Annotated in this window: 24 protein-coding genes; 6 read left to right on the top strand and 18 right to left on the bottom strand. The window is 60.7% G+C overall.

Annotated features, from left to right (window positions below; genetic code table 11):
- Positions 1-210: 210 nt before the first annotated feature.
- The 8 genes from J1D76_RS12050 to J1D76_RS12015 all read right to left on the bottom strand — a co-directional run bounded on the left by J1D76_RS12050 (position 211) and on the right by J1D76_RS12015 (position 8,492).
- Positions 211-993: a MetQ/NlpA family ABC transporter substrate-binding protein gene (locus tag J1D76_RS12050; protein ID WP_421138536.1), complete on the bottom strand. Its 783-nt coding sequence runs from the start codon at positions 991-993 to the stop codon at positions 211-213.
- A gap of 253 nt (positions 994-1,246) precedes the next feature.
- On the bottom strand, positions 1,247-2,176 hold the full coding sequence (locus J1D76_RS12045) for a sigma 54-interacting transcriptional regulator (protein ID WP_421138535.1): 930 nt from the start codon (positions 2,174-2,176) through the stop codon (positions 1,247-1,249).
- 56 nt (positions 2,177-2,232) lie between these two features.
- Positions 2,233-2,814, bottom strand: a complete 582-nt coding sequence (locus J1D76_RS12040) for an alpha/beta hydrolase (RefSeq protein ID WP_007972928.1) — start codon at positions 2,812-2,814, stop codon at positions 2,233-2,235.
- Between the two features lie 280 nt (positions 2,815-3,094).
- Entirely contained in the window at positions 3,095-3,496 is a 402-nt protein-coding gene (locus tag J1D76_RS12035; protein WP_421138534.1) for an ExbD/TolR family protein, read from the bottom strand.
- Between the two features lies 1 nt (position 3,497).
- Positions 3,498-4,223 carry a MotA/TolQ/ExbB proton channel family protein gene (locus J1D76_RS12030; RefSeq protein ID WP_421138533.1) on the bottom strand — a complete coding sequence of 242 codons (726 nt, stop codon included), beginning with the start codon at positions 4,221-4,223 and terminating at the stop codon, positions 3,498-3,500.
- 44 nt (positions 4,224-4,267) lie between these two features.
- Positions 4,268-5,077: an energy transducer TonB gene (locus tag J1D76_RS12025; protein ID WP_421138532.1), complete on the bottom strand. Its 810-nt coding sequence runs from the start codon at positions 5,075-5,077 to the stop codon at positions 4,268-4,270.
- 15 nt (positions 5,078-5,092) lie between these two features.
- A complete protein-coding gene (locus J1D76_RS12020) occupies positions 5,093-7,453 on the bottom strand; it encodes a TonB-dependent receptor (RefSeq protein WP_421138531.1) in 2,361 nt (786 codons plus the stop codon).
- 118 nt (positions 7,454-7,571) lie between these two features.
- A complete protein-coding gene (locus J1D76_RS12015) occupies positions 7,572-8,492 on the bottom strand; it encodes a TauD/TfdA dioxygenase family protein (RefSeq protein ID WP_421138530.1) in 921 nt (306 codons plus the stop codon).
- Positions 8,493-8,675: 183 nt separating this feature from the next.
- Here J1D76_RS12015 and J1D76_RS12010 point away from each other — a divergent pair, with 183 nt between their 5' ends.
- Entirely contained in the window at positions 8,676-9,596 is a 921-nt protein-coding gene (locus J1D76_RS12010; protein WP_421138529.1) for a LysR family transcriptional regulator, read from the top strand.
- 94 nt (positions 9,597-9,690) lie between these two features.
- Here the strand turns inward: J1D76_RS12010 and J1D76_RS12005 are convergent, their stop codons facing one another.
- A complete protein-coding gene (locus J1D76_RS12005; protein ID WP_421138528.1) occupies positions 9,691-10,704 on the bottom strand; it encodes an ABC transporter substrate-binding protein in 1,014 nt (337 codons plus the stop codon).
- A 393-nt stretch (positions 10,705-11,097) separates the two neighbouring features.
- On the opposite strand from J1D76_RS12005, the gene J1D76_RS12000 reads away from it, so the two are divergent.
- From J1D76_RS12000 to J1D76_RS11990, 3 genes are read left to right on the top strand one after another with little or no spacing between them, the layout of a single operon-like run.
- On the top strand, positions 11,098-12,696 hold the full coding sequence (locus tag J1D76_RS12000) for an ABC transporter permease (RefSeq protein WP_421138527.1): 1,599 nt from the start codon (positions 11,098-11,100) through the stop codon (positions 12,694-12,696).
- Positions 12,693-13,508 (top strand): ABC transporter ATP-binding protein, encoded by an 816-nt coding sequence (locus J1D76_RS11995; RefSeq protein WP_421138526.1) that lies wholly within the window; start codon positions 12,693-12,695, stop codon positions 13,506-13,508. Before J1D76_RS12000 ends, J1D76_RS11995 begins: the two co-directional genes overlap by 4 nt.
- Before the next feature lie 14 nt (positions 13,509-13,522).
- A complete protein-coding gene (locus J1D76_RS11990) occupies positions 13,523-15,133 on the top strand; it encodes an arylsulfatase (RefSeq protein WP_421138525.1) in 1,611 nt (536 codons plus the stop codon).
- Between the two features lie 90 nt (positions 15,134-15,223).
- Here the strand turns inward: J1D76_RS11990 and J1D76_RS11985 are convergent, their stop codons facing one another.
- The gene (locus tag J1D76_RS11985; protein ID WP_421138524.1) at positions 15,224-16,297 is read right to left on the bottom strand and encodes a fatty acid desaturase; all 1,074 of its coding nucleotides are present in this window, start codon (positions 16,295-16,297) and stop codon (positions 15,224-15,226) included.
- A 100-nt stretch (positions 16,298-16,397) separates the two neighbouring features.
- Here J1D76_RS11985 and J1D76_RS11980 point away from each other — a divergent pair, with 100 nt between their 5' ends.
- On the top strand, positions 16,398-17,402 hold the full coding sequence (locus tag J1D76_RS11980; protein ID WP_421138523.1) for an AraC family transcriptional regulator: 1,005 nt from the start codon (positions 16,398-16,400) through the stop codon (positions 17,400-17,402).
- On the opposite strand, the gene J1D76_RS11975 is transcribed toward J1D76_RS11980, so the two are convergent.
- The 3 genes from J1D76_RS11975 to J1D76_RS11965 all read right to left on the bottom strand — a co-directional run bounded on the left by J1D76_RS11975 (position 17,403) and on the right by J1D76_RS11965 (position 19,663).
- Positions 17,403-18,629 (bottom strand): type II toxin-antitoxin system HipA family toxin, encoded by a 1,227-nt coding sequence (locus tag J1D76_RS11975; RefSeq protein ID WP_421138522.1) that lies wholly within the window; start codon positions 18,627-18,629, stop codon positions 17,403-17,405.
- A complete protein-coding gene (locus tag J1D76_RS11970; protein ID WP_421138521.1) occupies positions 18,622-18,870 on the bottom strand; it encodes a helix-turn-helix domain-containing protein in 249 nt (82 codons plus the stop codon). The genes J1D76_RS11975 and J1D76_RS11970 overlap by 8 nt, the downstream gene beginning before the upstream one ends.
- Positions 18,871-18,976: 106 nt before the next feature.
- Positions 18,977-19,663, bottom strand: a complete 687-nt coding sequence (locus tag J1D76_RS11965) for a Crp/Fnr family transcriptional regulator (protein ID WP_421138520.1) — start codon at positions 19,661-19,663, stop codon at positions 18,977-18,979.
- Positions 19,664-19,746: 83 nt separating this feature from the next.
- Here J1D76_RS11965 and J1D76_RS11960 point away from each other — a divergent pair, with 83 nt between their 5' ends.
- A complete protein-coding gene (locus J1D76_RS11960) occupies positions 19,747-20,271 on the top strand; it encodes a DUF962 domain-containing protein (RefSeq protein WP_421138519.1) in 525 nt (174 codons plus the stop codon).
- 90 nt (positions 20,272-20,361) lie between these two features.
- Here J1D76_RS11960 and J1D76_RS11955 read toward each other — a convergent pair whose 3' ends face one another.
- The 5 genes from J1D76_RS11955 to oscA form a co-directional block, all read right to left on the bottom strand.
- Complete coding sequence (locus J1D76_RS11955; RefSeq protein ID WP_421138518.1) at positions 20,362-21,351, bottom strand: sulfate/molybdate ABC transporter ATP-binding protein; 990 nt, start codon at positions 21,349-21,351, stop codon at positions 20,362-20,364.
- Positions 21,352-21,354: 3 nt separating this feature from the next.
- Positions 21,355-22,224 carry a sulfate ABC transporter permease subunit CysW gene (cysW, locus tag J1D76_RS11950; protein WP_007972954.1) on the bottom strand — a complete coding sequence of 290 codons (870 nt, stop codon included), beginning with the start codon at positions 22,222-22,224 and terminating at the stop codon, positions 21,355-21,357.
- A gap of 13 nt (positions 22,225-22,237) precedes the next feature.
- Entirely contained in the window at positions 22,238-23,056 is an 819-nt protein-coding gene (cysT, locus tag J1D76_RS11945) for a sulfate ABC transporter permease subunit CysT (protein WP_421138517.1), read from the bottom strand.
- A 152-nt stretch (positions 23,057-23,208) separates the two neighbouring features.
- A complete protein-coding gene (locus J1D76_RS11940) occupies positions 23,209-24,222 on the bottom strand; it encodes a sulfate ABC transporter substrate-binding protein (RefSeq protein ID WP_421138516.1) in 1,014 nt (337 codons plus the stop codon).
- Positions 24,223-24,289: 67 nt separating this feature from the next.
- Entirely contained in the window at positions 24,290-24,472 is a 183-nt protein-coding gene (oscA, locus tag J1D76_RS11935; RefSeq protein ID WP_003248957.1) for a sulfur starvation response protein OscA, read from the bottom strand.
- Between the last annotated feature and the right edge of the window lie 692 nt (positions 24,473-25,164).

Genomic DNA, 25,164 nt, shown 5'->3' with positions numbered 1-25,164 from the left:
ATCCGCAGGACATTCTCAAGCTTTTGACGGCATTGCGCCGGGCACTGGAAACCAGGCCCGCCTGACGGCTGTTGATCCTGTGGCGAGGGGGCTTGCCCCCGTTGGGGTGCGAAGCAGCCACAAAAGTATCCTCGCCGGCCCCCAGAAAAAAACGCCGACGCTATTGAAAGCCGTCGGCGTTTGAAACCTTGAACCAGTTTACCTCGCGAATCAGAACGCCGGCAGTACCGCGCCTTTGTACTTCTCGGCGATGAAGGCTTTGACTTCAGGGCTGGTCAGGGCCTTGGCCAGCTTCTGGATGGCGTCGCTGTTCTTGTTGTCAGGACGGGCTACCAGGAAATTCACGTACGGCGAATCGGCACCTTCGATCACCAGCGCGTCTTTGGCCGGGTTCAGGCCCGCTTCCAGTGCGTAGTTGGTGTTGATCATGTCCAGGTCGACCTGATCCAGCACGCGCGGCAGCATGGCCGATTCGAGTTCCTTGAACTTGAAGTTGTGCGGGTTCTTGGCGATGTCTTTCGGGGTGGCCAGGGCGTTTTTCGGGTCTTTCAACTCGATCAGGCCAGCCTTCTGCAGCAGGATCAGGGCACGGCCGCTGTTGCTGCCTTCGTTCGGGATGGCAATGGTCGCGCCGTCTTTGAGCTCAGCCAGGGTTTTGATTTTCTTCGAGTAACCGCCGAACGGTTCAACGTGAACACCGATCACGGTTTCCAGGTGAGTGCCTTTACCTTCGTTGAAGCTCTTGAGGTACGGCAGGGTCTGGAAGTAGTTGGCGTCCAGACGCTTCTGGTCAACCTGCATGTTTGGCTGAACGTAGTCGGTGAAGACTTTGATTTCCAGGTCCACGCCTTCTTTGGCGAGGGTTGGCTTGATCAGTTCGAGAATCTCGGCGTGTGGAACCGGGGTCGCGGCAACCACCAGTTTCTCGCCAGCCTGGGCCAGGCCCGCGGTCAGGGCAGCCGCCAGTACGGTGAACAACAGAACCTTTTTCATGCAGTGTCCTTATCGACAATCAACAGTCGCTTGTGGCGACGGCTTCAAAATGAGAGTGCCAGTGAAATGCTATCGCTGGCGTGAGGCGGACAATACCGGGATTTTTTATTCCAGAACAATAACCTTTATTCAGGTTCATATAGCGTTTTGTTCATGCTGCCTGCATCACCCACCCTCCCCCGTAGGCGCTGGCTTGCCAGCGAAGGCGTCCTCTCGGAAAACCCCGTCGCCTGGTTCGCGAGCAAGCTTGCGCCTACAGGAGCGCGGTGTTTTTGAGCAGTTGTTGCAAGGCGGTTTGGTCAGCGACTGAGCCGCTGGCGAAAATCTGCCTTATCTGGTGCTCGATCTGCTCCAGCGAAACGGACACCTGCGGCAAATTCAAATGCTCCGGCAAAATCTCATCGCCCGTGCTCACCAGCAACGCAAAGTGAATGATGTTCTCCAGCTCCCGGGTATTGCCTGGCCAACTGTGGCGTTCCAGCACTGACTGCGCAGCTTCGCTGATCAGCGGCACCGGCAGGTCGAGCCGCTGGCTGTAGATGCCGAGGAAGTATTCGGCCAGCGACAGGATGTCGCCCGTGCGCTCACGCAGGGCCGGCAGTTCAAGCTGGCCTTCGCTGAGGTAGTGATAGAGCCGTTCAAGGAACTTGCCGGCGGCAACCGCCTGGGCCAGGTCGATGCTGGTGGCCGCCACCAGCCGCACATCCACCGGGCTCGGCTGATGGGCACCGACTCGGGTCACTTCGTGGTTCTCCAGCGCCGCGAGCAGTTTGATCTGGATCGGCAGCGGCAAGTCGCCGATTTCGTCCAGGTACAGCGTGCCGCCGTTGGCCGAGCCGAACCAGCCGGCGCGGCTGCTCGCCGAGCCGCTGTAACTGCCCGCCGCATAGCCGAACAACTCGGCGTCGGCGTAAGTCGGGCTGATGGCGCCGCAGTTGACCGACACGAATAATCCGCCGCGATCACTGGCGCGATGGATATGCCGCGCCAGCAACTCCTTGCCCGTGCCGGTTTCGCCGCGGATCAGCACCGAGACCGAACGCGGGGCCAGTTGCTCCAGGTCCTCGCGCAGTTGCCGTGAACGTGGATCGACAAACACCAGCGCCTTGGCGCGGATGCTCAGGGGACTTTTTTCGGCATCGGGAAAGGTCAGCAGCGGCTGACCAAAGGTTTCAAAGCTCATGGCAGACTCCCGCCCAAAACCGCCGGGAGACGGGGGCGTTCAAAAATAAATGGGGTTCAAGCGCGGCGCAGGGCGTGGTGTTCCATGCGGTTTTGCAGGCGATAGAGATAAGCAAAACCCTGCTCCCAACGCTGGTGACCGGACTTCACGTTGATATGCCCGGCGCCTGCCAGGATCCCCGCCTCGGCGCCCCAGTTGCGCGCCAGTTCCAGGGCCCGCGGTGCACTGACGGCGCTGTCGTTGTCGGAGCTGACGACCTGGCTCGGGAAGGGCAGCAGATCCGTCGGGATCGGCGCGAAGTTGCGCAAGGCCGGCGCGCACGCCGGGCGTTCAACATCGGCAGGCGCAACCAACAGGGCACCACGAACCTGACGCAAGAACTGCACAGGCGCGGTTGCTGCCCAATGGGCAACCGTGATGCAACCCAGGCTATGGGCGATCAGGATCACCGGCGTGCTGTCGGCGGCAATCGCCTCGGCCAGCGCCGCGACCCAGTCTTCACGACGCGGTGTCAGCCAGTCGGCCTGCTCCACCCGTGCGCTGTTCGGCAGGCTGTTCTGCCAGTGGCTTTGCCAATGATCTTCTGGCGATCCTTGCCAGCCCGGCACAATCAGGTAGCGAATTGATTCGTTGCGCATGGGGGAGCTCTCCTGCTGCGTGTCTGTTCCCGGTCGAGTATAGGGAGGCTAGATATATTCGTTAAGGAATAAGAAGCTATTTATTAATACCCATAAAGAATATAAAGCCCCGCATCTTTAGCCGCTGGCTTGCCAGCGAATGAGCCCTTGAGCCTTGCATCGCCCATCAGGGCCCCTTCGCCGGCAAGCCGGCTCCTACAGATGTTGTGATGCTGTTTTCTCGGGATAAAAAAAGGGCCGCACCCTGCCAAGGAGACGGCCCCGGAAAACGAAAATCTGCTTAGCGCGCGGTGATGACCGACAGTTTGGTAATCCCTGCCCGCTCGATCGACGCCATGGCCCGCGCCACTTCGCCGTAATTCACCCCGTTGTCGGCCTGCAATTGCACGCGCACTTCCGGGTCTTTCGCCTTGGCCGCCTTGAGGTTGAACTCCAGCAGGTCCGGCTGAATTTCATCCTTGTTGATAAACAGTTTGCCGGCGCCGTCGATACTCACCACCAACGGGTCTTTCTGCTCCACCGGCGCCACCGCTTCGGTCTTGGGCAGGTTGATCGGAATCGCGTTGGTCAACAGCGGTGCGGTGACGATGAACACCACCAGCAGCACCAGCATCACATCCACCAGTGGCGTCACGTTGATCTCGCTGAGCACCTCATCGGTGTCTTGTGTGGAGAAGGCCATATCAGGATGCCTCCTTCACTGTCTGCGCGTTGCCCTGGGCCGTCACTTTGTGCGCCGTCGGGTGGATCAACACGCGGAACGAACTCTTCTGCGCCAGGCTGTAGAAGTCGTGGGCGAAGTCATCCAGGTCCGCCACTGTCAGTTTCAAACGGCGCAAAAAGTAGTTGTAAACCAGCACCGCCGGGACCGCGACGGCGATGCCGACGCCGGTGGCGACCAGTGCCGCGCCAATTGGCCCGGCGACCGTTTCCAGGCTCGCCGAGCCTGCCGCGCTGATGCCTTTCAACGCTTCCATGATCCCCCACACCGTGCCGAACAAACCAATGAACGGCGAGGTGCTGCCAATGCTCGCGAGCACCGCCAACCCGGTTTCCAGCGACCGGCGCTCACGCACGATCTGCTGGCGCAAGGCACGCTCCAGACGATCCTGATGGTTGATCGCCTGGCTCAAGTCCGCCGCCTGCGGCGCCTCGCCGACCTGAATCGCCGCGTAACCGGCCTGTGCGACACGGGCCGCGGCACCAGGCCTTGTTTCGCTCAGTTCAGCCGCCGAATCGAGACTCGATGCGGCCCAGAACTGCTGGTGAAACTTTCGATCCTGTGACTTGAGGCGGCCAAATTGCACACCCTTGAGTAACGCCAGGCCCCAGGTCGCAACCGAAAAAACCACCAGCAGCCAGATCACCGCGCCCTCGATGGATTCAAGTGGAGATGCCAGTAACGTCATGATGTATTCCTCGTATAAACGTTTCGCGCGAAATTGGTTTCGGTTTAATGAATCTTGAAGTCGATGGGCACGCTGACCCAGCCGTCCTGGGCGACCTCACCTTGCTTGGCCGGCACGAAGCTCCAGCGTTTCACCGCGTTCAACGCGGCCTCGTCGAGTGCATCGCGACCGCTGCGTTTCTGGACCTGGATCTCGCCGGGCTTGCCGCTGGCCAGCACATGCACGCGTAACAGCACCGTGCCTTCCCAGCCTTTACGCTGGGCCAGCGACGGGTACTCCGGTGCCGGGTTTTTCAAGTAGCCAGCGGTGGCGGAGGCCGGTGTCACAGGCGTCGGCGCGGGTGGTGCGGGCGCGGCCGGGGCTGCGACGGGGGCTGTCGGTTTAGCGGGCGCGGGCGGCTGCTCAACGGCTTTCGGCGCCGGTTTCGGTATCGGTTTGGCGACCGGCTTGGGCTTGGGCACCGGCCTGGGTGGCGGTGGCCTCACAGCCAACTCGTCCTCCACCGGGGGGGGTGGTTCAACCACGGGCTGCACCGGTTGCGGTGGCGGCGGCTCGACCACCGGTGGCGCCGGTCGCGAGAACTCGATGGTCATCGGCGGAGTTTCCGGCGGCACGATCGGCAGCACCGCAGTAGGCTGTTGGTTGACCCAATAAATCACCGCGCCATGCGCCAGCAACGCCAGCACGCCAAGCAGGATCGTTTCGCGCCGGCGCAAAATGCCCTTGGGCGCACGCTGCAAACGCTGTTGCCCCAAGGGCACGCGGTGTGGTCGGCCGAGGTCGAACAACGCGCCACCGGCAGCCGGGTGCCATGGCACGTCGTGCGTACTGGCGGCGGTCTGGACATTGCCCATTGCTGAACTCCTTTCTTAGAAGTCGTATCGACCGGTCAGGCCCAACGTTCGTGGTGTGCCGAGCAGGCCTTCATAACCGCCGTTCGCCGCCGTCCACAGCGTCGTGTAGTAGGTTTTGTCGAAGGCGTTTTTCAGCCACAACGAAACGTCCCATTGGCCCTGGTTCAAGTCGCCACGCAGGCCCGTAGAGAGGTTGACCACGGCATAACTCGGGATCTGCCCGAAGTCGGAATCCTCCACCGTGCCCACCGCTTTGGAGCGGAACGCATAGCTGGCGGTGACGTACTCTTCGAAGCCGTTGCTCAGGTTCCACTTGTATTCGCCGTTGGCGTTGCCGATCCATTTCGACGCACCGACCACTTGATGACCGCTGAGGTCGCAAGACGCTGGAGCGCCCGGCGCGAGACTGACTTCCGGCGGGCACGGCGCGTCCTTGTACGAGAGGTAGCTGACGTCGTTGTACGAGCCGTTGAGGTTCAGCGTCAGGCCACGCAACGGCAGCACCGTGCTTTCAAACTCGACGCCACGCGAGCGCACGGAACCGGCGTTGGTCAGGTATTGCACGCGGTTGGCGTCGTCGTAGGCATTGGTCTGGTAGCCGTTGACCTGGGTCCAGAACAGGTTGGCGTTGAGTTGCAGACGACGATCCCAGAGCGTGCTCTTGAACCCCAGTTCGGCGTTGTTGGCGCGCTCGGTGCCGATCAGCAGCGAATCGGCCCCCGCCACCGCCGCCGTGCCCACGGCCAGGTTGACCCCACCGGATTTCTCGCCGTGGGATAACGTGGCGTAAGTGAGCAAGTCGTCGGTGAGGCGGTAGCTGAGGTTCAACAGGCCCGAAGGGCTGGAGCTGTACTGATTCAAGTCGCCGGAATCGAAGACACCAGCGCGCGCACGCCGCGCCGCCGCCGCTGCACCGGTAACGTCAGCACCACCGGTTGGCGCGTCACGGGTCACCCAGGCGCTTTTCTCTTCATAGGTGCCGCGAAGGCCAGCGGTGAAGTCCAGGCGTTCAGTCAAATGCCAGGTGCCCTGGGCGAACAGCGCGAAGCTGTTGGTTTCGATATGCCCGTTGCCGACGCTGTCGACGTTGTTCAGGGCACCGGTTGGCGTGCCGTTCCAGATGTCCGCTTGCGGGCCGTTGAAGGTGAAGGACTTGTTGTCCAGGTCGGAGCCGAAGTAATACGCGCCCAACACGTAATCGAAGAATCCGCCGGTCGGCGACGCCAGGCGAAACTCCTGGGAGTACTGCTTATCCTCCACCGAAACGCCGGCGTTGTAGAAGGCCGTTGTATTCAGGCCATCATCATTGCGCGGAGTGAAATTCCACCAGCGATAGGCACTGACGGAAGTCAGGGTAAAGTCGCTCGGCAACGTCCAGTTCGCCTCGACCGAGGTGCCGCCCTGGTGCACGGTGACGTGCTGGTCATTGTTGAGGTTGACCTTGCGATCCGTGCCGTCGACCAGTGTCGCACCCGCGGCCGTAGCCCGGGCCTGATACAGGTTGGTGCCATTGATGGTCGGCCCGGTGTTGAACAACACACGGGTGCCGGCGCTGGAATCTTCTTCGTTGTAGTCGCCGATCCACCGCAGGTTGAACGCCTCGTTGGGCTTGAACAGCAACTGGCCACGAAAGCCATCGCGCGAGCCACCGTTCAAATCGTGGCCGTCGTATTCGTTTTTGATGTCGCCGTCGCTGCGGGTGCGATACGCGGAAAAGCGCCCGGCGAGTTCATCATTCAGCGGGCCGGAAATCGTGCCCTTGGTCTGGAAGTAACCATCCTCGCCCACCGACGATTCGATGCTGCGTTCGGGTGTAAAAGTCGGTGCACGGGTGCTGATGTTGATCACGCCGGCGGTGGTGTTCTTGCCGAACAATGTGCCTTGCGGACCGCGCAGCACTTCGAGCTGTTCGATGTCCATCAGGTCGAACACGGCCATGCCCGGCCGGCCGAGGTAAACGTTGTCGATGTACAGGCCGACACTGCCTTCCAGGCCATCGCTGGCCGGGTTGTTGCCCAGGCCACGGATCGACACGCTGGACTGGCGCGCATGCATGTAGGCGACATTGACGCTGGGCACCAGTTGCTGCAAATCCTGGATGCGATAGACCCGCTGGGTTTCCAGGGTCTGACCGCTGACCACGCTCATCGGCGTGGGTACGTCTTGCGAACTTTCTTCGCGGCGGCGCGTGGTGACCGTCACCGTCTCTAGTTGTGTGTTGTCGGCGGTGGCGGTTTTTGCCGGGGTCGTTTCAGGGGTGGCGCTATCGGCCGCGTAGCCTTGGGTCCAGCCGGCGCTGCCCGCCAGCAACAGGGCCAGGGGCAGGCGTTTGAGCCGTTGGGGTGACGAGGTTGGGGCGAGGTGCAACGGACTCATAAGGCAGGGTTCCCGATCAAAAAATGTTCTGTGTTGCTTGCCAGGCCGCCTTCGCTGGCAAGCCAGCTCCTACAAGGGACCTGCTTGCGGGAGCGAGCCTGCTCGCGAAAGCGTGAGGTCAGACGCCGCCGATATCCGGCCCTTTCACGGTCTTGCTGACCTGCCCGATCACACCCACCGGCACTTCACCCTTGAGCGTCACCCGGCGCACGATCCGGTCCTGCGTGCCGTAGTCATCCACCGCGTAATGCTGGGTGGATCGGTTGTCCCAGATCGCCACATCACCGGCCTTCCAGCGCCAGCGCACGATGTTTTCCTGGCGGATCACATGGCTTTGCAGCAGGCCGAACAGGTGCGCCGAATCGGCTTGGGAATAGCCTTTGATGCGCTTGACGAAATGCCCCAGCAGCAAGCTCTTCTCACCGCTCAGCGGGTGCACACGCACAACCGGGTGCTCGGTCTCGTAAACGGTCGAAGTGAAGACCTTGCGGTAGCGCTCCAGCTTCTCGGCCGAGACGTCAGGCCGGGTACCGGCGTAGTCGTATTCGTTGCTGTGCACGGCGACCAGTTTGTCCGCCAGCTCACGCAGCTCCGTCGACAATCCTTCGTAAGCGGTGGCGGTATTGGCCCACAGGGTGTCGCCGCCGAACGCAGGGGCAACCACCGAGCGCAGGATCGAGGCTTTCGGGTACGCCTCGACGAAGGTCACGTCGGTGTGCCAGGAGCTGGCGCGTTGACCTTCGGCACCGTCCAGTTCCAGCAGAAAACGGGTGCCTTCGCGCACCGGTACCGTCGGGTGTGCCACGGGTTCGCCGAGCAGATGGGCAAACGCCTCCTGGCGCTGATCGTCGAGCTGGGTCTGCTCGCGGAAGAAGATCACCTTGTATTGCAGCAGCGCCTGCTGAATGGCGTCGACGGTGGCGGCATCCAGCTCGCCCGACAGTTGCACGCCACGAATTTCGGCACCGATGCGGCCGGCCACCGGATGGACTTCAAGCGCGTGAACAGCAGGTTGTACAGCGATAGCGGCATTGCTCATGGGTAGACCCTCATCGGACTGCTTGCGGTTGAACCGGCCGCGAAACACTGCTCTATCTATATTCAATTTAGATCTAATAGATATCTACATGCTTCGTTGACGGAATAAGAGGTTGCATTTAAAACCTCAGTCAACCCTCGTCGCAAATGCCTTCGAGCTATTTTTAGGATGCCGCAAAAGCATATGGATCTTCGCCAGTTGCGTTACTTCATCGCCCTCGACGAACACCGCAGTTTCGTGCGCGCCGCCGAGGCCATGGGCATTACCCAGCCCGCCTTCAGCCGCAGTATCCAGGGGCTTGAGCAAGAGTTCGGCTGTGTGCTGGTGGACCGTGGCAACAAGGATCTGCGCCCCACCCCCGAAGGCCTGGTGGTGCTGCAACATGCCCGTAGTCTGGTGCAGGGCGCGGCGCTGCTGAACGCCGAAGTGACGCAGATGAACAAGCTCGATGCCGGGGAACTGCGCTTCGGCTGCGGTCCGGCGCCAGCGGTGAAACTGGTGCCGGATGCGGTGGCGCAATTCGTCAACGCGCACCCGAAAGTGCGCACCTGCTTTGCGGTGGATAACTGGGAGAAACTCAGCCGTGCGCTGAGCCGTGAAGAGATCGAATTCTTTATTGCCGACATCCGCCATTTCGAAGCGGACCCGAACTTCCAGACCCAGGCGCTGACGCCCAAGCGCGGGGTGTTTTTCTGCCGGCCGGGGCACCCGCTGTTGACCAAGGAGAGCCTGTCGACCAACGACATGTTCGACTACCCGCTGGCAACCACGATGATCCCGCCGGGCATTCGCAAACTACTGGCGAACCTCAGTGGCCGGGTGGATTTTTCGCCGACCATCGAGACCGAGCATTTCCCGGCGTTGGTGAAAGTGGTGCTGCAATCGAATGCGATTGGCGTGGGCACTGAAGAGGCGTTTATCGAGGACATTGCCCAGGGTTCGCTGGTATTGCTGCACTGGCGCAACTTGCCGCAGAACATCGAAAGCATGAACGCACGATGCGGGATCGTCAGCCGTACGGGGTTCCGCTTGTCACCGGCGGCTCGGGCGATGATCGAGACCCTGGTAGCTGTGGATAAACAGCAGATTGCCGTTGCGGTCTAGGGCCTCTTCGCTGGCAAGCCAGCTCCTACAAGGATGGCGTATCACCTGTAGGAGCTGGCTTGCCAGCGAAAGCGATCGAATGGGCGCTAAAGAATCAAAGTTTCGCCGCCGCCAGTTCCGGCGCCACCCAATCACTGACCTTGAACGGCTTGCGAATCAGCTTCTGCTGCGAAGCCAGGTCCACCGAATCCTGTAATTTGCCAAGGAACACCGGATCCAGTGTCGAGGGAAACACTTCGCTCAACTTCTGATCCTTCAGGTCCTGGCTGAGAATCACCGGCGGATAACTCGCCAGCCCCGACACCAATTGCACGTAAGCCTCCTTGTTGCTTTCCTGGGTCAGCCACGCCACGGCTTGCTGCTGCGCCTTGAGCAATTTGGCGACCACGTCCGGGTGCTCGTCGACAAATTTGCCGCTGCCCACCAATACCGCCTGCACGCTGCCGGCCCCACCGAGGTCCTTGGTAGTCAGCGGCAACTCAGCCAGCCCCCTGGCCTGTAATGCCGCGAGCGCGGAACCACTCCACGACGCATCGATCTGCTTCGCCGCGAGCGCCGCGACCGCCGCGTTGAAGTCCAGGTTAATGACTTTCACATCCTTCTCGCTCAAGCCCTGGCTGGCCAGCGCCGCATCGAAGGACAACTGGCTGGCGGTGCCACGGAAAATCGCCACGCGTTTTCCCTTGAGGTCTTGCAGGGTCTTGATGCCTGAACCTGGCACCACGCCGAGGTAGTGCTTGACCCCGCGCGCCGAGGCACTGAGCAATCGCGTGTCCAGCCCATTGGACCTGCCGATGATCGCGGCCAGGTCACCGAGGTACGCCAGGTCCACTTGCCCGTTGGCGAACGCCTCGTTGATGACCGGGCCTGCGCCCTTGAAGAAATTCCACTGGATCTTGATGCCTTGGTCGGCGAAGGCTTTTTCGAAGATCTGTTGATCGCGCAATACGTCCACGACACCGCCGCCACTGTGCAGGGTGCCGGCACTCAGGTCCGGCACGGCGATGCGGATTTCCTTTAGCTCATCGGCGTTGGCCGAGAAGGCCAGAAGGCCCGCCAGCGCCGGTGCAGTGAGCAGGCTGATGACGCGTTTGAAGGGAATGTTCATGGGTGCGGCTCCTTGGGGTAACGGGCGTTGAAGAGCCGAAAGTAGGCTGAAGTGGGATCATCACTTAAATACTATAAATTCACATTTTTAGATCTTTTAGATCTATACCAACGACCACGGGCCTCTGCGCAAGCTATGCCTCGGCCGCATGAAAAATATTCTTCGAAGGCATTGGATGTGGGTCGACGGTGAGGCCTTAAATGACCTCTATTATTTCTTAATGGCTTATTTCCATACATTAATAGATCAATTGCGAATAACTGTAGGAGCTGGCTTGCCAGCGAATTCAGACAACCCGGTCTATCAGATACACCGCCTTCGCTGGCAAGCCAGCTCCTACAAGAGACCGTGTGTTTTTGATGACGCGTCCATTCCGACAACGGAGGTCACCTCATGACCCGTGTTTCCCTTCTCGATCTGCCACTGGCCGCACCTCAGCTTGAGGGTCGACAACTCTGGCCGACGCTGAACCAGCGGCTCTTGCCCTGGCTGTTGCCCCTCAGTCTGTTTGCATTGTGGTGGCTCGCCAGCCGCAATCACTGGATGAGCGAGCAGATCCTGCCGGCGCCGACACTGGTCTGGAGCAGCGCGGTCGAGCTGTCCCAAGGCGAGCTATGGAGCCATTTGTGGATCAGCCTGCAACGCTTGTTCTGGGGGCTGCTGGCCGGGATCAGCGCTGGTGCTGTTTTGGGTGCGGCACTGGGTTTCAGCCGTCGACTGGAGCGTCTGGTGTTTCCGACGTTCGCTGGGTTGGCCCAAGTCCCGACGTTGGCCTGGATTCCCTTGTTCATGGTGTTTTTCGGCATCGGCGAAGTGCTCAAACTGGTGGTGCTGGTCAAGGCCATCGTCGTGCCGGTGACCCTGCACACGTTGGTTGGTGTACGCGATGCACAACCAACATTGCGCGAAGCCGCCGCCGTGTTGCGCCTGCCCAGGCACCTGTTGATCCGACGCTTGATATTGCCTGCCGCGCTGCCGGCCTTCATGGCCGGCGTGCGCCTGGCGCTGGCCGCAGGCTGGACCTCGTTGCTGGCTGTCGAGCTGCTCGCTTCCAGCGAAGGCATCGGCTACCTGATGGTCTGGGCACGGCAGTTGTTCATGCTCGATATCGTGTTCGTGTGCATCGTAGTGATCGGCGTAATCGGCGTGGCGATGGACCGCGCCATCGGCCTGCTGGACAGCAAACTGGTGCACTGGCCACACCCGGCCACCGCTGAAATCCGTCGTGGGCCGCGTTATCAAGGCTGGCAGTGCTTGCAACCGTGGCTGCTGCCACTGACGCTTCTGGCGTTGTGGCAACTGACTTCGGATCAGCAATGGATTGACGCGAATATTCTGGTCAGTCCGCTGGCCGTGCTGCACACCACCTTCAATGGCCTGCTCGACGGCACACTGGTGAACGGCATGGCCCTGAGTCTCGGTCGAACCCTGGGTGGATTGCTGCTCGGTGGTGGCCTCGGGTTTGCTCTCGGCTTGTTGCTGGGGCTATCGCCAACCAGCGAGCGCGTGCTCGGCCCGACCCTCGCGGCACTGCGCCAGATCGCGATTTTCGCCTGGGTGCCGTTGCTCACCGCATGGTTCGGCTTGGGGGAATTGGCCAAGTGGGTGTTCGTCGCCCTCGCCGCGTTTTTCCCGCTGTTTATCGCCACCCAACGCAGCGTCGCCAATCTCTCGCCGCAGCTCAACGAAGCCGCGCAAGTGCTGCGCCTGAACCTGCGCCAGCGCCTCGCTCGGCTGGTATTGCCCGGCGCTGCGCCGGGGATTTTTGCAGGGTTGCGGCTGAGCCTGATCTACGCCTGGCTCGGCACCATCGGCGCCGAATACTTCATGCCGTCCAACGGCGGCATCGGCAGCCAGATGATCGGCGCCCAGCAACTGCTGCGCATGGACCTGATCATGGCCGGCATGCTCCTGGTGGGCCTGACCGGCGCCCTGCTCAACCTCATTGGCCAACGCCTGGAAATCCGCGCCACTGGCTGGAGACACGCATGAACGCACCGATTGTCAGCTTCAATCACGTGGGCAAAACCTTCGACGTCGACGGCTTCGAACTGGAGGCCATTCGAGAATTCAACCTGGAGATTGCCGAGGGCGAATTCGTCGCGATCGTCGGCTCCAGCGGTTGCGGCAAATCCACCTTACTGCGCTTGCTGGTGGGCCTTGATACACAGTTTCGCGGGCAGATCACCGTCGATGGGAAAGCGGTCTCCGGCATCGGGGGCGAACGCGGCATCGTCTTTCAGGAACACCGTTTGTTCCCGTGGCTGAGCGTGGCCGACAACATCGGCCTGGGCCTGGTCAACGAGCCATTGAGCGCCGCGCAAAAACACCAGCGCATCAATGATTTCATCGAACTGGTGGGCCTCGGCGACTTTGCCCGCGCCTATCCGCACCAACTCTCCGGTGGCATGGCGCAGCGTGTGGCCATCGCTCGCGGCCTGGTCGCCAGCCCCCGGATTTTGCTGCTCGACGAGCCCTTCGGCGCCCTCGATGCGCTGACCCGCCAGCAGATGCAGGACGAACTGCTGGCGATCCGCGCGCGGGCAAAAATCACCACGGTGCTGGTCACCCACGATGTCGAGGAAGCGATCTTCCTCGCCGACCGCGTGGTGGTGATGGAGCCGCGCCCCGGCCGCATCAAGCAAGTGGTCGACATCGCCCTGCCCCATCCGCGCCAGCGCAGCAGTTTTGACTTCCACCAACTGCGCGAAGAACTGCTTCACGAACTCACCAGCGACGATCACTACCAGCCGCCCGTGCCGGTGCAGGTCCGCGATCTGCCGCTGTCCTTCATTGCCTACTGAAAAAGGAAATTTTGATGCCGCAACGTCCCAACTTTCTGGTGATTTTGGCCGACGACCTGGGTTTTTCCGACCTCGGTGCCTTCGGTGGTGAAATCAACACGCCGAACCTCGATGCCCTGGCCAACAATGGCCTGCGCCTGACCGATTTCCACACCGCACCCACCTGCTCGCCGACCCGTTCGATGCTGCTCACCGGCACCGACCACCACATCGCCGGCATCGGCACCATGGCCGAAGCCCTCACCCCGGACCTGATTGGCAAACCGGGCTACGAAGGGCATTTGAACGACCGCGTGGTCGCCCTGCCCGAGTTGCTGCGCGAGGCCGGCTACCAGACGTTGATGAGCGGCAAATGGCACTTGGGCCTGACCGCGGAATTGGCGCCACACGCCCGGGGGTTCGAGCGCTCTTTTTCGCTGTTACCAGGCGCGGCCAACCATTACGGCTTCGAGCCGACCTACGATGAGTCAACGCCACGGTTGCTGAAATCCACCCCGGCGCTGTACATCGAGGACGACCAGTTCATCGATAAACTGCCCAAGGATTTTTATTCTTCCGATGCCTTCGGCGACAAGCTGCTGCAATACCTCAAGGAGCGCGATCAGACCCGGCCGTTCTTCGCCTACCTGCCGTTTTCTGCGCCGCACTGGCCGTTACAGGCGCCGGCCGATGTGGTCGAGAAATACCGTGGCCGTTATGACGCTGGCCCTGAAGTGCTGCGACTTGAGCGTCTGGAAAAACTCAAGAAGCTGGGGCTGATCGAGGCCGATGTCGAACCGCATCCGCTGATCCAGTTGACGGCACAGTGGGATGCCCTGAGCGATGAACAACGGCAGATTTCTGCGCGGGCGATGGAGGTCTACGCGGCGATGGTCGAGCGCATGGACTGGAACATCGGCCGCGTCGTCGACTACCTGCGCCAGCAGGGACAACTGGACAATACGTTCATCCTGTTCATGTCCGACAACGGTGCCGAAGGCGCATTGCTGGAGGCCTTCCCGAAATTCGGCCCGCAGTTGCTGACCTACCTCAACCAGCATTACGACAACAGCCTGGATAACATCGGCCGGGCCAATTCCTACGTCTGGTACGGGCCGAACTGGGCGCAGGTGGCGACCGCACCGTCGCGGCTGTTCAAGGCCTTCACCACCGAAGGCGGGATCCGCGTGCCCGCGCTGGTGCACTATCCGCAGCTGCCGCTCAAAGGCCAGATCAGCCACGGTTTTGGCACCGTGATGGACATCACACCGACCATTCTGGACCTTGCCGGCGTGCGCCATCCGGGCAAGCAATGGCACGGCAAACCCGTGGCAGAAGTTCGCGGCAAATCATGGCTTGGGTTCCTGTCGGGCGAGACGGCGCAGGTGCATGACGAGCACACCGTGACCGGGTGGGAATTGTTCGGGCGACGAGCGATTCGACAGGGGCAATGGAAGGCGGTGTACATCCCGGGGCCGGTGGGGCCGGCAACCTGGCAGCTGTATGATCTGGGCAGTGATCCGGGAGAAATTCATGACCTGGCGTCGAGTCAGCCGGAGAAACTCAGTGGGCTGATCGAGCATTGGCAGAGGTATGTGGATGAGACCGGGGTGATCTTGAGCGAGTCGCCGTTTCAACCGGATTGATATTGCCTGTTAAACCGCCTTCGCTGGCAAGCCAGCTCCCACAGGTCATGCGTCGCCCTTGTGGGAGCTGGCTTACCAGCGAAGAGGCCATCAGGCGCGCGCACCCTCCACAGCCTGGCCCTGAACGTCTGCCTTGCGCACAAACCGGTTCGCCCGGGCAAAGGTGCCGAAATCATTGAAGCGCACGCCCATCTCGCGCATTACCTTGTGTGCCACCGGCACGGTCAACTGACGGATGTAGAACGGTTCCTTCACCACAAAGTGATGGATGCCGTGGCTGCTGCCGAAATTGAAGCAGAACGCTTGCAGCGGCCACAGCCACGGGGCGTTGAGCACCTGGCACTGCTGCATCACGTTACCCAGCTCGATATCACCGTAGTAATGCATGTTCGAGCTGATGAAGTGCAGGCAAAACGTACGCAGCACGTTCGGACCGATGATCACCACCACCGCAATGTCGATCACCTGCATCACCGACAAGGTGGTCGCCGACCATTCGATCGGCGCGCCCATCAGGTGCGCAACGCCGTTCGCGGCGTGGAAACCGAGAAACACATACCACGCGCCCCAATGCATCAGCGCCAGCGGTGCGTAGACCTTCAGCGTGCGGTAGATGATGCTGAACTTCATGGCCCAGGTCTTGGCCCGCAGCATGCGAATGAACGACGACATCATGTTGTCGCCAATCATCAGCAATCGCGCGATGCCCCAAGGCTCGCCATTGGTGATGGCGCGTTCTTCCGTGTCGGTTTCCGAGCCCGAAACCTTATGGTGATTGAGGTGCAGGTGACGACGGATCCACGGGTTGATGGTGCTCGGCCGAGCCAGCCAGACCAGGCCCATCATCAGGTTGTGCGGCACCTTCTGCTTGCGAAAGTACATGCTGTGGATCAGGTCGTGTTCCAGTTCATGGGTCAACGAGGCGAAAAACCCGTTGAGCAACAGGCACGCCCACCAGGCCATGTGCCCGGTCATGTAGAGCGCCGCCGAACCGACCATGCCGGCCAACGCAAAGGTCAGAATACCCGCGCCGAGGGCGTCCTGATGCTTGAGAATCGGGTACCGCTCACGCAGCTCGACACCTTTGGCCAGCACCACTTCACGGATATGGGCGGATCGTTGTGATGCATTCAGTCGTTGGGGGCTTGCAGAAGTGCCGCTCATGCTTCCATCCTCTGGTTATTGATGGTTGCATCCTGCCTTGCGAACGTTCGCAACGCGGTAGCCGAGAACGCCAACCTGTTGACTGGAAGCGCCAATCAGCATGACTGAACCGACCTCCCTCGCCAGCTGGACCCGCGCCCTGCGCAAGCAACTCGATGCCCTGGGCCTCGACAGCACTGCCCTGTGCCATCAGGCGGGTCTCGACCCGAACTTGATGGACGACCCGAACGCGCGTTATCCGCTGTCGGGCACCACGCATCTGTGGAAACTGGCGGTGCAGGTCAGCGGCGATCCGGCGATTGGCTTGCGGGTTTCGCGTTTTGTCAGCCCGACCACCTTTCATGCGCTGGGGTATGCACTGGTGGCCAGCGGCAGCCTGCGGGAAGTGTTCGAGCGTATCGTGCGCTATCACCAGGTGGTCAGCGATGCCCAGGAGCTGGAACTGATCCGCGACGATGACCGTTACCGCTTTCGCCTGAAAATCCCGCCGGGCAATCCGCTGCCGGCCTTCGAGGCCATCGATGCGTTCATGGCGATTTATGTGCGCACCTGCCGGAACCGCCTCGGTCGCGACTACGCGCCGCTGGCGGTTTACCTGCGGCGCCCGGAGCCGGAAGACGCGCACCAGTGGCACAAGGTCTTTCGCGCACCGATACATTTCGGTGCTGGCGAAGACCGCCTCGAATTTGCCCTCGTCGATTTCGACAGCCACCTGGATGACGCCAACCCGGAGTTGGCCGAACACAACGAAACCGTGCTCAAGCGCACCCTGGCGCAACTCAAGCCGCTGACTTGGGAGCGCAAGGTGCGTGATGCCATCGAAGAGCAATTACCCGAAGGCGAGCCCAGCGCCGAACACATCGCCAAGGCCCTGCACCTGAGCCTGCGCAGCCTGCAACGGCACCTGGCCGATGAAGGCTGCCGGTTCGATACGCTGCTCAACGAAAGCCGCGAAAACCTGGCGCTGCTGCACCTGCGCGACCCGCAGGTATCGCTGAGCGAGATCAGCTATTTGCTGGGGTTTGCCGACACCAGCAGTTTCAGCCGCGCGTTCAAACGCTGGACCGGGATGACGCCGGGGCAGTTTCGGGATGGGTTGCGTTGATCAGCCTTTGACCAGGCTGCGCGCCATACCCTCGTCCCACTGCTCGAGCATTGCCCCTGCGACCTTGGCAAAGGCGCGGTTGGCCTTGATGTGTTGGCTCATCTCGCCCATCGCCATTTGCATCCCGTGGATGACTTGTTGCAGCAATTCGTTGCAGCGGCCCTCGGTCAGATTGCAGGCAGAACGGCCAAACCGCATCAGCATCTTGTACTTGGGCCATGCTTTAGATCCGCCCAGTAACAACGCCATGCTGTCGGTCTTGATGTAGACCGACGTGGTGATGATGTCGTAGGCGGGCGCCAGGCTGATTGACGCATCGACCGCACAGTCTTCATACAGGACGCCAAAATTCTTCAGGTGCGCGTCGCCATTTTTCAGCCCCGATGAAAGTGCGACGATCTTGAAAAACGACTCCAGTGCCTGATTGAGCAAAGCCGGGGAAACGAAGGCCTTGATCTGCTTGGCCGCCCCTTCATATGAACCATCGTATTTGGCTTTGGCAGGCCAGGCGTTGAGTACGCAGAAGTCCTCGAACCCAAGATAGCCTTTTTCATTGAGGTCGAAGCGTTCAACGATCAGGAATTTGCCGTGTTCACTGAGTTCGAACTTCGGCACTTCAAGGCCCGAATGCAATGCCGCTCGCATGCAGAAGTATTCATTGGCAGCGAGTTCCGGGTATTGCTCTGGCCGAAAGGCCTTGACCAGATGCGTCGCCCCCCGATGTGACAACCGGTCGATGGAGGACGCGCTGTCACGCACCAGCACTTTCGGCTGCACACCGGAAACGCCCGAATATTGGCCATAGGTCTGCAAGAGGTCTTCGAACAGACCTTGCGCGCCATCGTGCACGAGCAAATCCGCCAGGCTGGTTTCAGGCGGCTGATTGTGCGGTTCTTGCGGTTTTGAAATGCTGACTCTTCCAAGCTGGTGCGGGCCGACAATGGCGAGCATCGAAAAGTCGTCAAACCCTCGCACGGCCTTGCTGAAACGACGCGTCAATTCATCGCGTAAGGCGCCCTCTGGAAGATTCATTTCAAAAAGCGGTGGAACACCGGGTTCCCACGCGTAACTCTCGAGACGCACCGGCATGGTTAACGAGACGGCGTTTTGTTCAGGCGCATTCTCGGCGTAGGCAAACACGGTGTCGATCGGAGGTTGGCCACGGCCGAGGGTTCCGACTGCACGGTTGGAAACGCTGATGTTCAGTCGATCCTGCGGCTCATCCATGAAAGTCGGCCTTTTTCAGGGTGTCCAGCGTCGGCCGCTGCGATGGTCGCGGTACGGCGGTCAGCTCGTAACCGAAGCCGTTGAGAATCGCCTCGACTTTGCGTAGGCCAATTTCGGAAATGGTGTTGTTTTCGATGCCGGAGATCGTTGCACGGCTCATTCCATATTGCTGTGCCACGTCTTGCTGGGAGAGTTTTCTCTGCTTGCGCAGGGTTCGGATCAGTTCGCCGAGGTTTTCCATTTCACCACCATGCATCATATACAGTGCATATTTTGTCTTTTCAGCAACTATGCATTGTATTTAGTGCAGATTTGCACCGAAGTCCAGCCGCTTCTACTGCCTGGGATCACACCATCGCCAATGCCCGCAACCGCTCGGCATCGAGAATCTCGATTTCGCCGTAACTCAGCCCAATGATCCCCTGCCCCTGCAAGTCCTTGAGGATCTGGTTGGTGGTCTGGCGCGACAGCGACAGCATCGATGCGAGTTGCTCCTGGGGCAGTTGCAGGACCCGCCGTGGCGGGGTGGTCTGGCCGTAGCCTTCGGCGATCATCAGCAAGCGGTGCGCCAGCCGTGCCGGGGCCGGCAACAGGCTCAGTTGTTCGAGGTTGATGAAGGTCATGCGCAGTTTCTGGCTCATCAGCAACGCCAGTTGCCGCCAGTGCTGCGGATGCTCGTCGAGCAGCGCGAGCAAGGTGTTCTGGGGTATGTGCAGCAGCGTACACTGGCCCACGCCATAGGCATCGTGGGTGCGCGGCTGGCCGTCGAACAGGCAGATCTCGCCGAACCAGTGCGGCGTTTCCACCAGGCTCAGCAGCGCTTCCTTGCCCTGCTCGCTGACAGCCCCCACGCGCACCGCACCTTCAAGCACCGCGTACAGGCCACAGGGCGGGTCGCCGCGCTTGAACAGCCGCTGGCCCGATGACAGGCGCCGCAACCGGGCCGCCGACAGCAGGCTATCCTGAAGTGATACAGGCAAATGGCTGAACCATTGACCGCTCATCAGGCGTGGACGCCAGACCTGCATATCCATGAAAACTCCTAGTGATTGTCGCCTGGCTGACAGAGCGGGAACTGGCCCCGGGGCATGATCAATCACCCTACAGGAGAACAACAATGAAAAGCCTCGTCGACCACCTCAGTCAATACGCCACCTACCACCGTGATCCGCGCAACATTGCCTCGCACTTTATCGGCATCCCACTGATCGTGGTGGCCGTCGCGGTGCTGCTGTCACGGCCGGAATGGTCGGTGGGTGGCGTGTGGCTGTCGCCGGCCGTGCTCGTCTCGCTGGCGTCGGCGTGGTTTTACCTGCGCCTGGAATTGCGCCTGGGCGTGCTGATGACGGTGTTGCTCGGGCTCTCGGTGTGGGCCGGTCATGCGCTGGCGCAGCAAAGCACGCTGGTCTGGCTGGGCAGCGGCGTGGCGATGTTTGTGATCGGCTGGGCGATCCAGTTCGTCGGCCATCACTACGAAGGGCGCAAACCGGCCTTTGTCGATGACGTGACCGGGTTGATTGTCGGGCCGCTGTTTGTAGTGGCCGAGCTGGCGTTCATGCTGGGGATGCGGCATGACCTCAAGGAGCAGATCGAGGCGCGGGCGGGAAGTGTGCGGGTCAATCCGAAGCGTGCGGCTGTCTAGATCGCATTCGCTGGCAAGCCAGCTCCTACAGGAGATGCGTGAACGACACAATTCCCTGTAGGAGCTGGCTTGCCAGCGAAGCTTTTGATTTTAAATATTCGCGACCTTCTGCCAGACCTTCGGTTTGAAGAACAACGTCTCGCCCTTCGCCAAACCGATCAGGCTGTCGTGATCCTTGACCACTTCAGCCTCGATCAGATCGCTCTGCCCTTCGACCTTCAGCGTCACCCGGGTCGTCGCGCCCAGCGGTCGAATATCCCGCACTTCGGCCGCGTGATGGTCGTCCAGTTCATGGCGCGACAACGATACTTCGTGTGGGCGGAACAGCACGTGTTTGTCATCACCCAGGTGCAGTCGGTTCGAGTCGCCGAGGAAGTGATAGACGAAATCGCTGGCCGGGTTTTCATAGACGTCGCCCGGTGAACCGATCTGTTCGATCACGCCCTTGTTCATCACCACGATGCGGTCGGCGACTTCCATCGCTTCTTCCTGGTCGTGGGTCACGAACACCGAGGTCAGGTTGATGTCTTCGTGCAGGCGAGCCAGCCAGCGACGCAGTTCTTTACGGACCTTGGCGTCGAGGGCGCCGAAAGGCTCGTCGAGCAGCAGCACTTTAGGCTCTACCGCCAAGGCGCGAGCCAAGGCAATGCGCTGGCGCTGACCACCGGAAAGTTGTTCCGGATAGCGGTCCGACAACCAGTCCAGTTGTACCATGTTCAGCAGCTCGTGGACTTTGCTGGCGATCTGGCTTTCGCTCGGGCGCTGGTTTTTCGGCTTCATGCGCAGGCCGAACGCGACGTTGTCGAACACCGTCATGTGGCGGAACAAGGCGTAGTGCTGGAACACGAAACCGACGTTGCGATCACGCACATCGTGGCCGGACACGTCTTCACCGTGGAACACGATGTTGCCCTGGTCGGGAGTTTCCAGGCCGGCGATGATCCGCAGCAGTGTGGTCTTGCCGCAGCCCGACGGGCCGAGCAATGCGACCAGTTCGCCGCTGTGGATGTCCAGGCTGATGTTGTCCAGCGCCTTGAATGCATTGAAATTCTTGCTGACGTTACGCACTTCGATCGACATGAATTATTCCTCCGCGGCGCTGGCGCGCAGGCGGTTGATACGGTTTTCGCTCCACTGCTTGAGCAGCAGGATGAAGAGCGCCAGGATCAGCAACAGGCTCGCCACGGCGAACGCGGCCACGTGGTTGTATTCGTTGTAGAGGATCTCGACGTGCAGCGGCAAGGTGTTGGTCACCCCGCGAATGTGCCCGGAAACCACCGACACCGCACCGAATTCGCCCATGGCCCGGGCGGTGCACAACACCACGCCGTAGATCAGGCCCCACTTGATGTTGGGCACGGTGACGTGCCAGAACATCTGCCAGCCATTGGCCCCGAGCAGGCGCGCGGCCTCCTCTTCCTGGGTGCCTTGCTCCTGCATCAGGGGGATCAGCTCGCGGGCCACGAACGGCACGGTAACGAAGATCGTCGCCAGCACGATGCCCGGCAGGGCGAAGACGATCTGGATGTCGTGGTCCTGCAACCATGGGCCGAACAGGCCCTGGGCGCCGAACATCAGCACATAGACCAGACCTGCGATCACTGGCGACACCGAAAACGGCAGGTCGATCAGCGTCACCAGCATGCTCTTGCCGCGGAACGAGTATTTGCTCACGCACCACGCGGCACTCACACCGAACACCAGGTTCAGCGGCACCGAGATCAGCACGGCGATGACCGTGAGCTTCAGTGCCGACAGCGCGTCCGGCTCGAAGATCGCGGTGAAAAACGCCCCGAGGCCGAGCTTCAGGCCTTGGGACACCACGATGAACAACGGCAACAACAGGAACAGCGCAAAAATCAGCCAGCCGAGGCCGATCAGTATTCGCCGCGAAGTCGCACTGCCACGGCGGGCAGCGTTCGAGGAAGCGGCAGCAATAGACGATTGGGACATGGGTGCCGCCTCCTTATGGGGTTTCGATGCGCCGCTGCAACAAGTTGATCAGCAGCAACAGGACGAAGGAAACCACCAGCATCAGTACACCAATGGAGGTCGCGCCGGTGTAATCGTATTGGTCGAGCTTGACCATGATCAGCAGCGGCAGAATCTCGGTTTTCATCGGCATGTTGCCAGCGATGAAAATCACTGAACCGTACTCGCCGACCCCGCGGGCAAAGGCCAGGGCGAAGCCGGTGAGCCAGGCAGGCAACAGCGCCGGCACCAGGATATGACGAAAAACCTGCAACGGTTTCGCACCCAGGCACGCCGCCGCTTCTTCCACTTCACGAGGAATATCAGCCAGTACTGGCTGTACGGTACGTACTACGAATGGAAGTGTCACAAAAGTCAGGGCAAGGGTAATGCCCAGGGGGGTGTAGGCGATCTTGAACCCCAGATCGGCTGCAAACTGACCGACCAGCCCGCTAGGGGTGTACAACGCGGTCAGCGCAATACCGGCCACGGCTGTGGGCAATGCGAACGGCAGGTCGATCATCGCATCGATCACTTTTCGTCCAGGGAAGGTATAGCGCACCAAGACCCAGGCCAGCAGCGTGCCAATGATGCCGTTGATGATGGCGGCGGCCAGCGCGGTGCCGAAACTGAGCTTCAGCGCCGCCAGCACCCGTGGCGCCGAGATGATTGCCCAGAACTGGTCCCAGGTGAGTTGGGCGGCATGCACGAACATCGCCGCCAGGGGTATGAGCACAATCAGGCTGAGGTACACCAAGGTGTAGCCCAGCGTCAGCCCGAAGCCGGGTATGACGGGGGAGATACGACGCGACATAAAAGTCCTTGGTTAAAAATTGTTCAGCTAAAACGCGATTCATGCAGGAGCGGGCTTGCCCGCGAAGGCAGTGTGTCAGCCAACGTCAATGCCGCCTGATACACCGTCTTCGCGGGCAAGCCCGCTCCTGCATTTATGCAGCTTAAGCCAGGTTATTGCGCCTGGTAGATCTGGTCGAACACGCCCCCGTCATTGAAGAATTTCGGCTGCGCGGTTTTCCAGCCGCCGAAGTCCTTGTCGATGCTCACCAGTTCCAGTTTCGGGAACTGCTGGGCGTATTTGACGGCGACATCCTTGTCACGTGGACGATAGAAGTTCTTCGCCGCAATCTCCTGCCCGGCCGGGCTGTACAGGTGCTTGAGATAGGCTTCGGCGATCTGCTCGTTGCCCTTTTTCTCGGCGTTCTTGTCGACCACAGCCACCGGTGGCTCGGCGAGGATCGACAGCGAAGGCACGACGATGTCGAATTTTTCGGCGCCGCCCTCTTCCTTCAGCGCCAGGAAGGCTTCGTTTTCCCAGGCCAGCAACACGTCGCCCTGACCGTTGTTGACGAAAGTAATGGTCGAACCGCGAGCGCCGGTGTCCAGTACAGGGACGTGCTTGAACAGGGTCTGCACGTATTCCTTGGCCTTGGCTTCGTCGCCGCCATTGGCTTTCAGGCCATAGGCCCACGCCGCGAGGAAGTTCCAGCGCGCACCGCCGGAGGTTTTCGGGTTCGGCGTGATCACCGAGACGTCATTCTTGACCAGGTCGCCCCAGTCCTTGATGCCTTTGGGGTTGCCCTTGCGCACCAGGAACACGATGGTCGAGGTGTACGGCGTGCTCGCGTCCGGCAGGCGTTTTTGCCAATCGGCCGGCAGGGTTTTGCCGAGCTTGGCGATTTCGTCGATATCACCGGCCAGGGCCAGGGTCACCACGTCGGCACGCAGGCCATCGATCACCGCCCGGCCTTGCTTGCCCGAACCACCATGGGATTGCTGGATTTTCACGGTGTCGCCCGCGTGGTCCTTTTGCCAGAATTTGACGAACTCGGCGTTGTAGTCCTGATACAGCTCACGGGTCGGGTCGTACGACACGTTGAGCAGCTCGTAGTCCTTGGCAACGGCGGAGCCGGCAAAAAGGGCGCTGGCCAGGGCGGCCAAAGCGAAATGACGAATCGACGACATGGTGAAAGCTCCTGGAATTCTGGTGTATTGGCTTTTTCTTATGGGGTATCGCGGTGCCTGATTTGCCTCAGCCCGGTTTGTTGCCCGGCTGCTGCAAACGGAATTTTTCCTTGCGCTCGATCTGCACCACCTGGGCGTTGTGCACGGTGATTTCCACGGCACCAAAGCGCAGGTCGCGCAGGGCACTCTGGATTTCACGCAGGATGGTGGCTTCGTCTTGACCGTCGATGCTTCGCAGGGATGCGCTCATGGTGCTGCTCCTTCAACTGGGAGGTTGCCTCGCAGTGTCGGCACTGCTTGCGGCGTGAGAGCAATACTAGAGACGCGCAGATATTCTTAAAAAGACTATTTAAGAATGTTTATATAACCAGAAGAGATTACCTGAACCGACAAGGGCTTGAGCTGAGCAACCCGCTTTCAGGCACACGAAAAACCTGTAGGAGCTGGCTTGCCAGCGAATAGGTTGGCTGTTTCAACATCACCATTGACTGCCACACCGCCTTCGCGGGCAAGCCCGCTCCTACAGAGGGCGGTGTCGTTTACAGCATCGACATACGCCACAAATCCACCGTAGGAGCTGGCTTGCCAGCGAAGGGGCCGTCCGACTCGGCATCTTCACAGGCTGACACACCGCCTTCGCGGGCAAGCGCGCTCCAACAGGGGGCGGTGTCGTTTACAGCATCGACATACGCCACAAATCCACCGTAGGAGCTGGCTTGCCAGCGAAGGGGCCGTCCGACTCGGCATCTTCACAGGCTGACTCACCGCCTTCGCGGGCAAGCCCGCTCCTACAGAGGGCGGTGTCGTTTACAGCTTCGACATACGCCACAAATCCACCGTAGGAGCTGGCTTGCCAGCGAAGGGGCCGTCCGACTCGGCATCTTCACAGGCTGACACACCGCCTTCGCGGGCAAGCGCGCTCCAACAGGGGGCGGTGTCGTT

It is taken from the genome of Pseudomonas sp. NFX15 (assembly GCF_049132105.1).
GTDB lineage: Bacteria > Pseudomonadota > Gammaproteobacteria > Pseudomonadales > Pseudomonadaceae > Aquipseudomonas.
The sequence above is the reverse complement of the archived record's forward strand: the minus strand, read 5'-3'. Positions and strand labels throughout refer to the sequence as shown.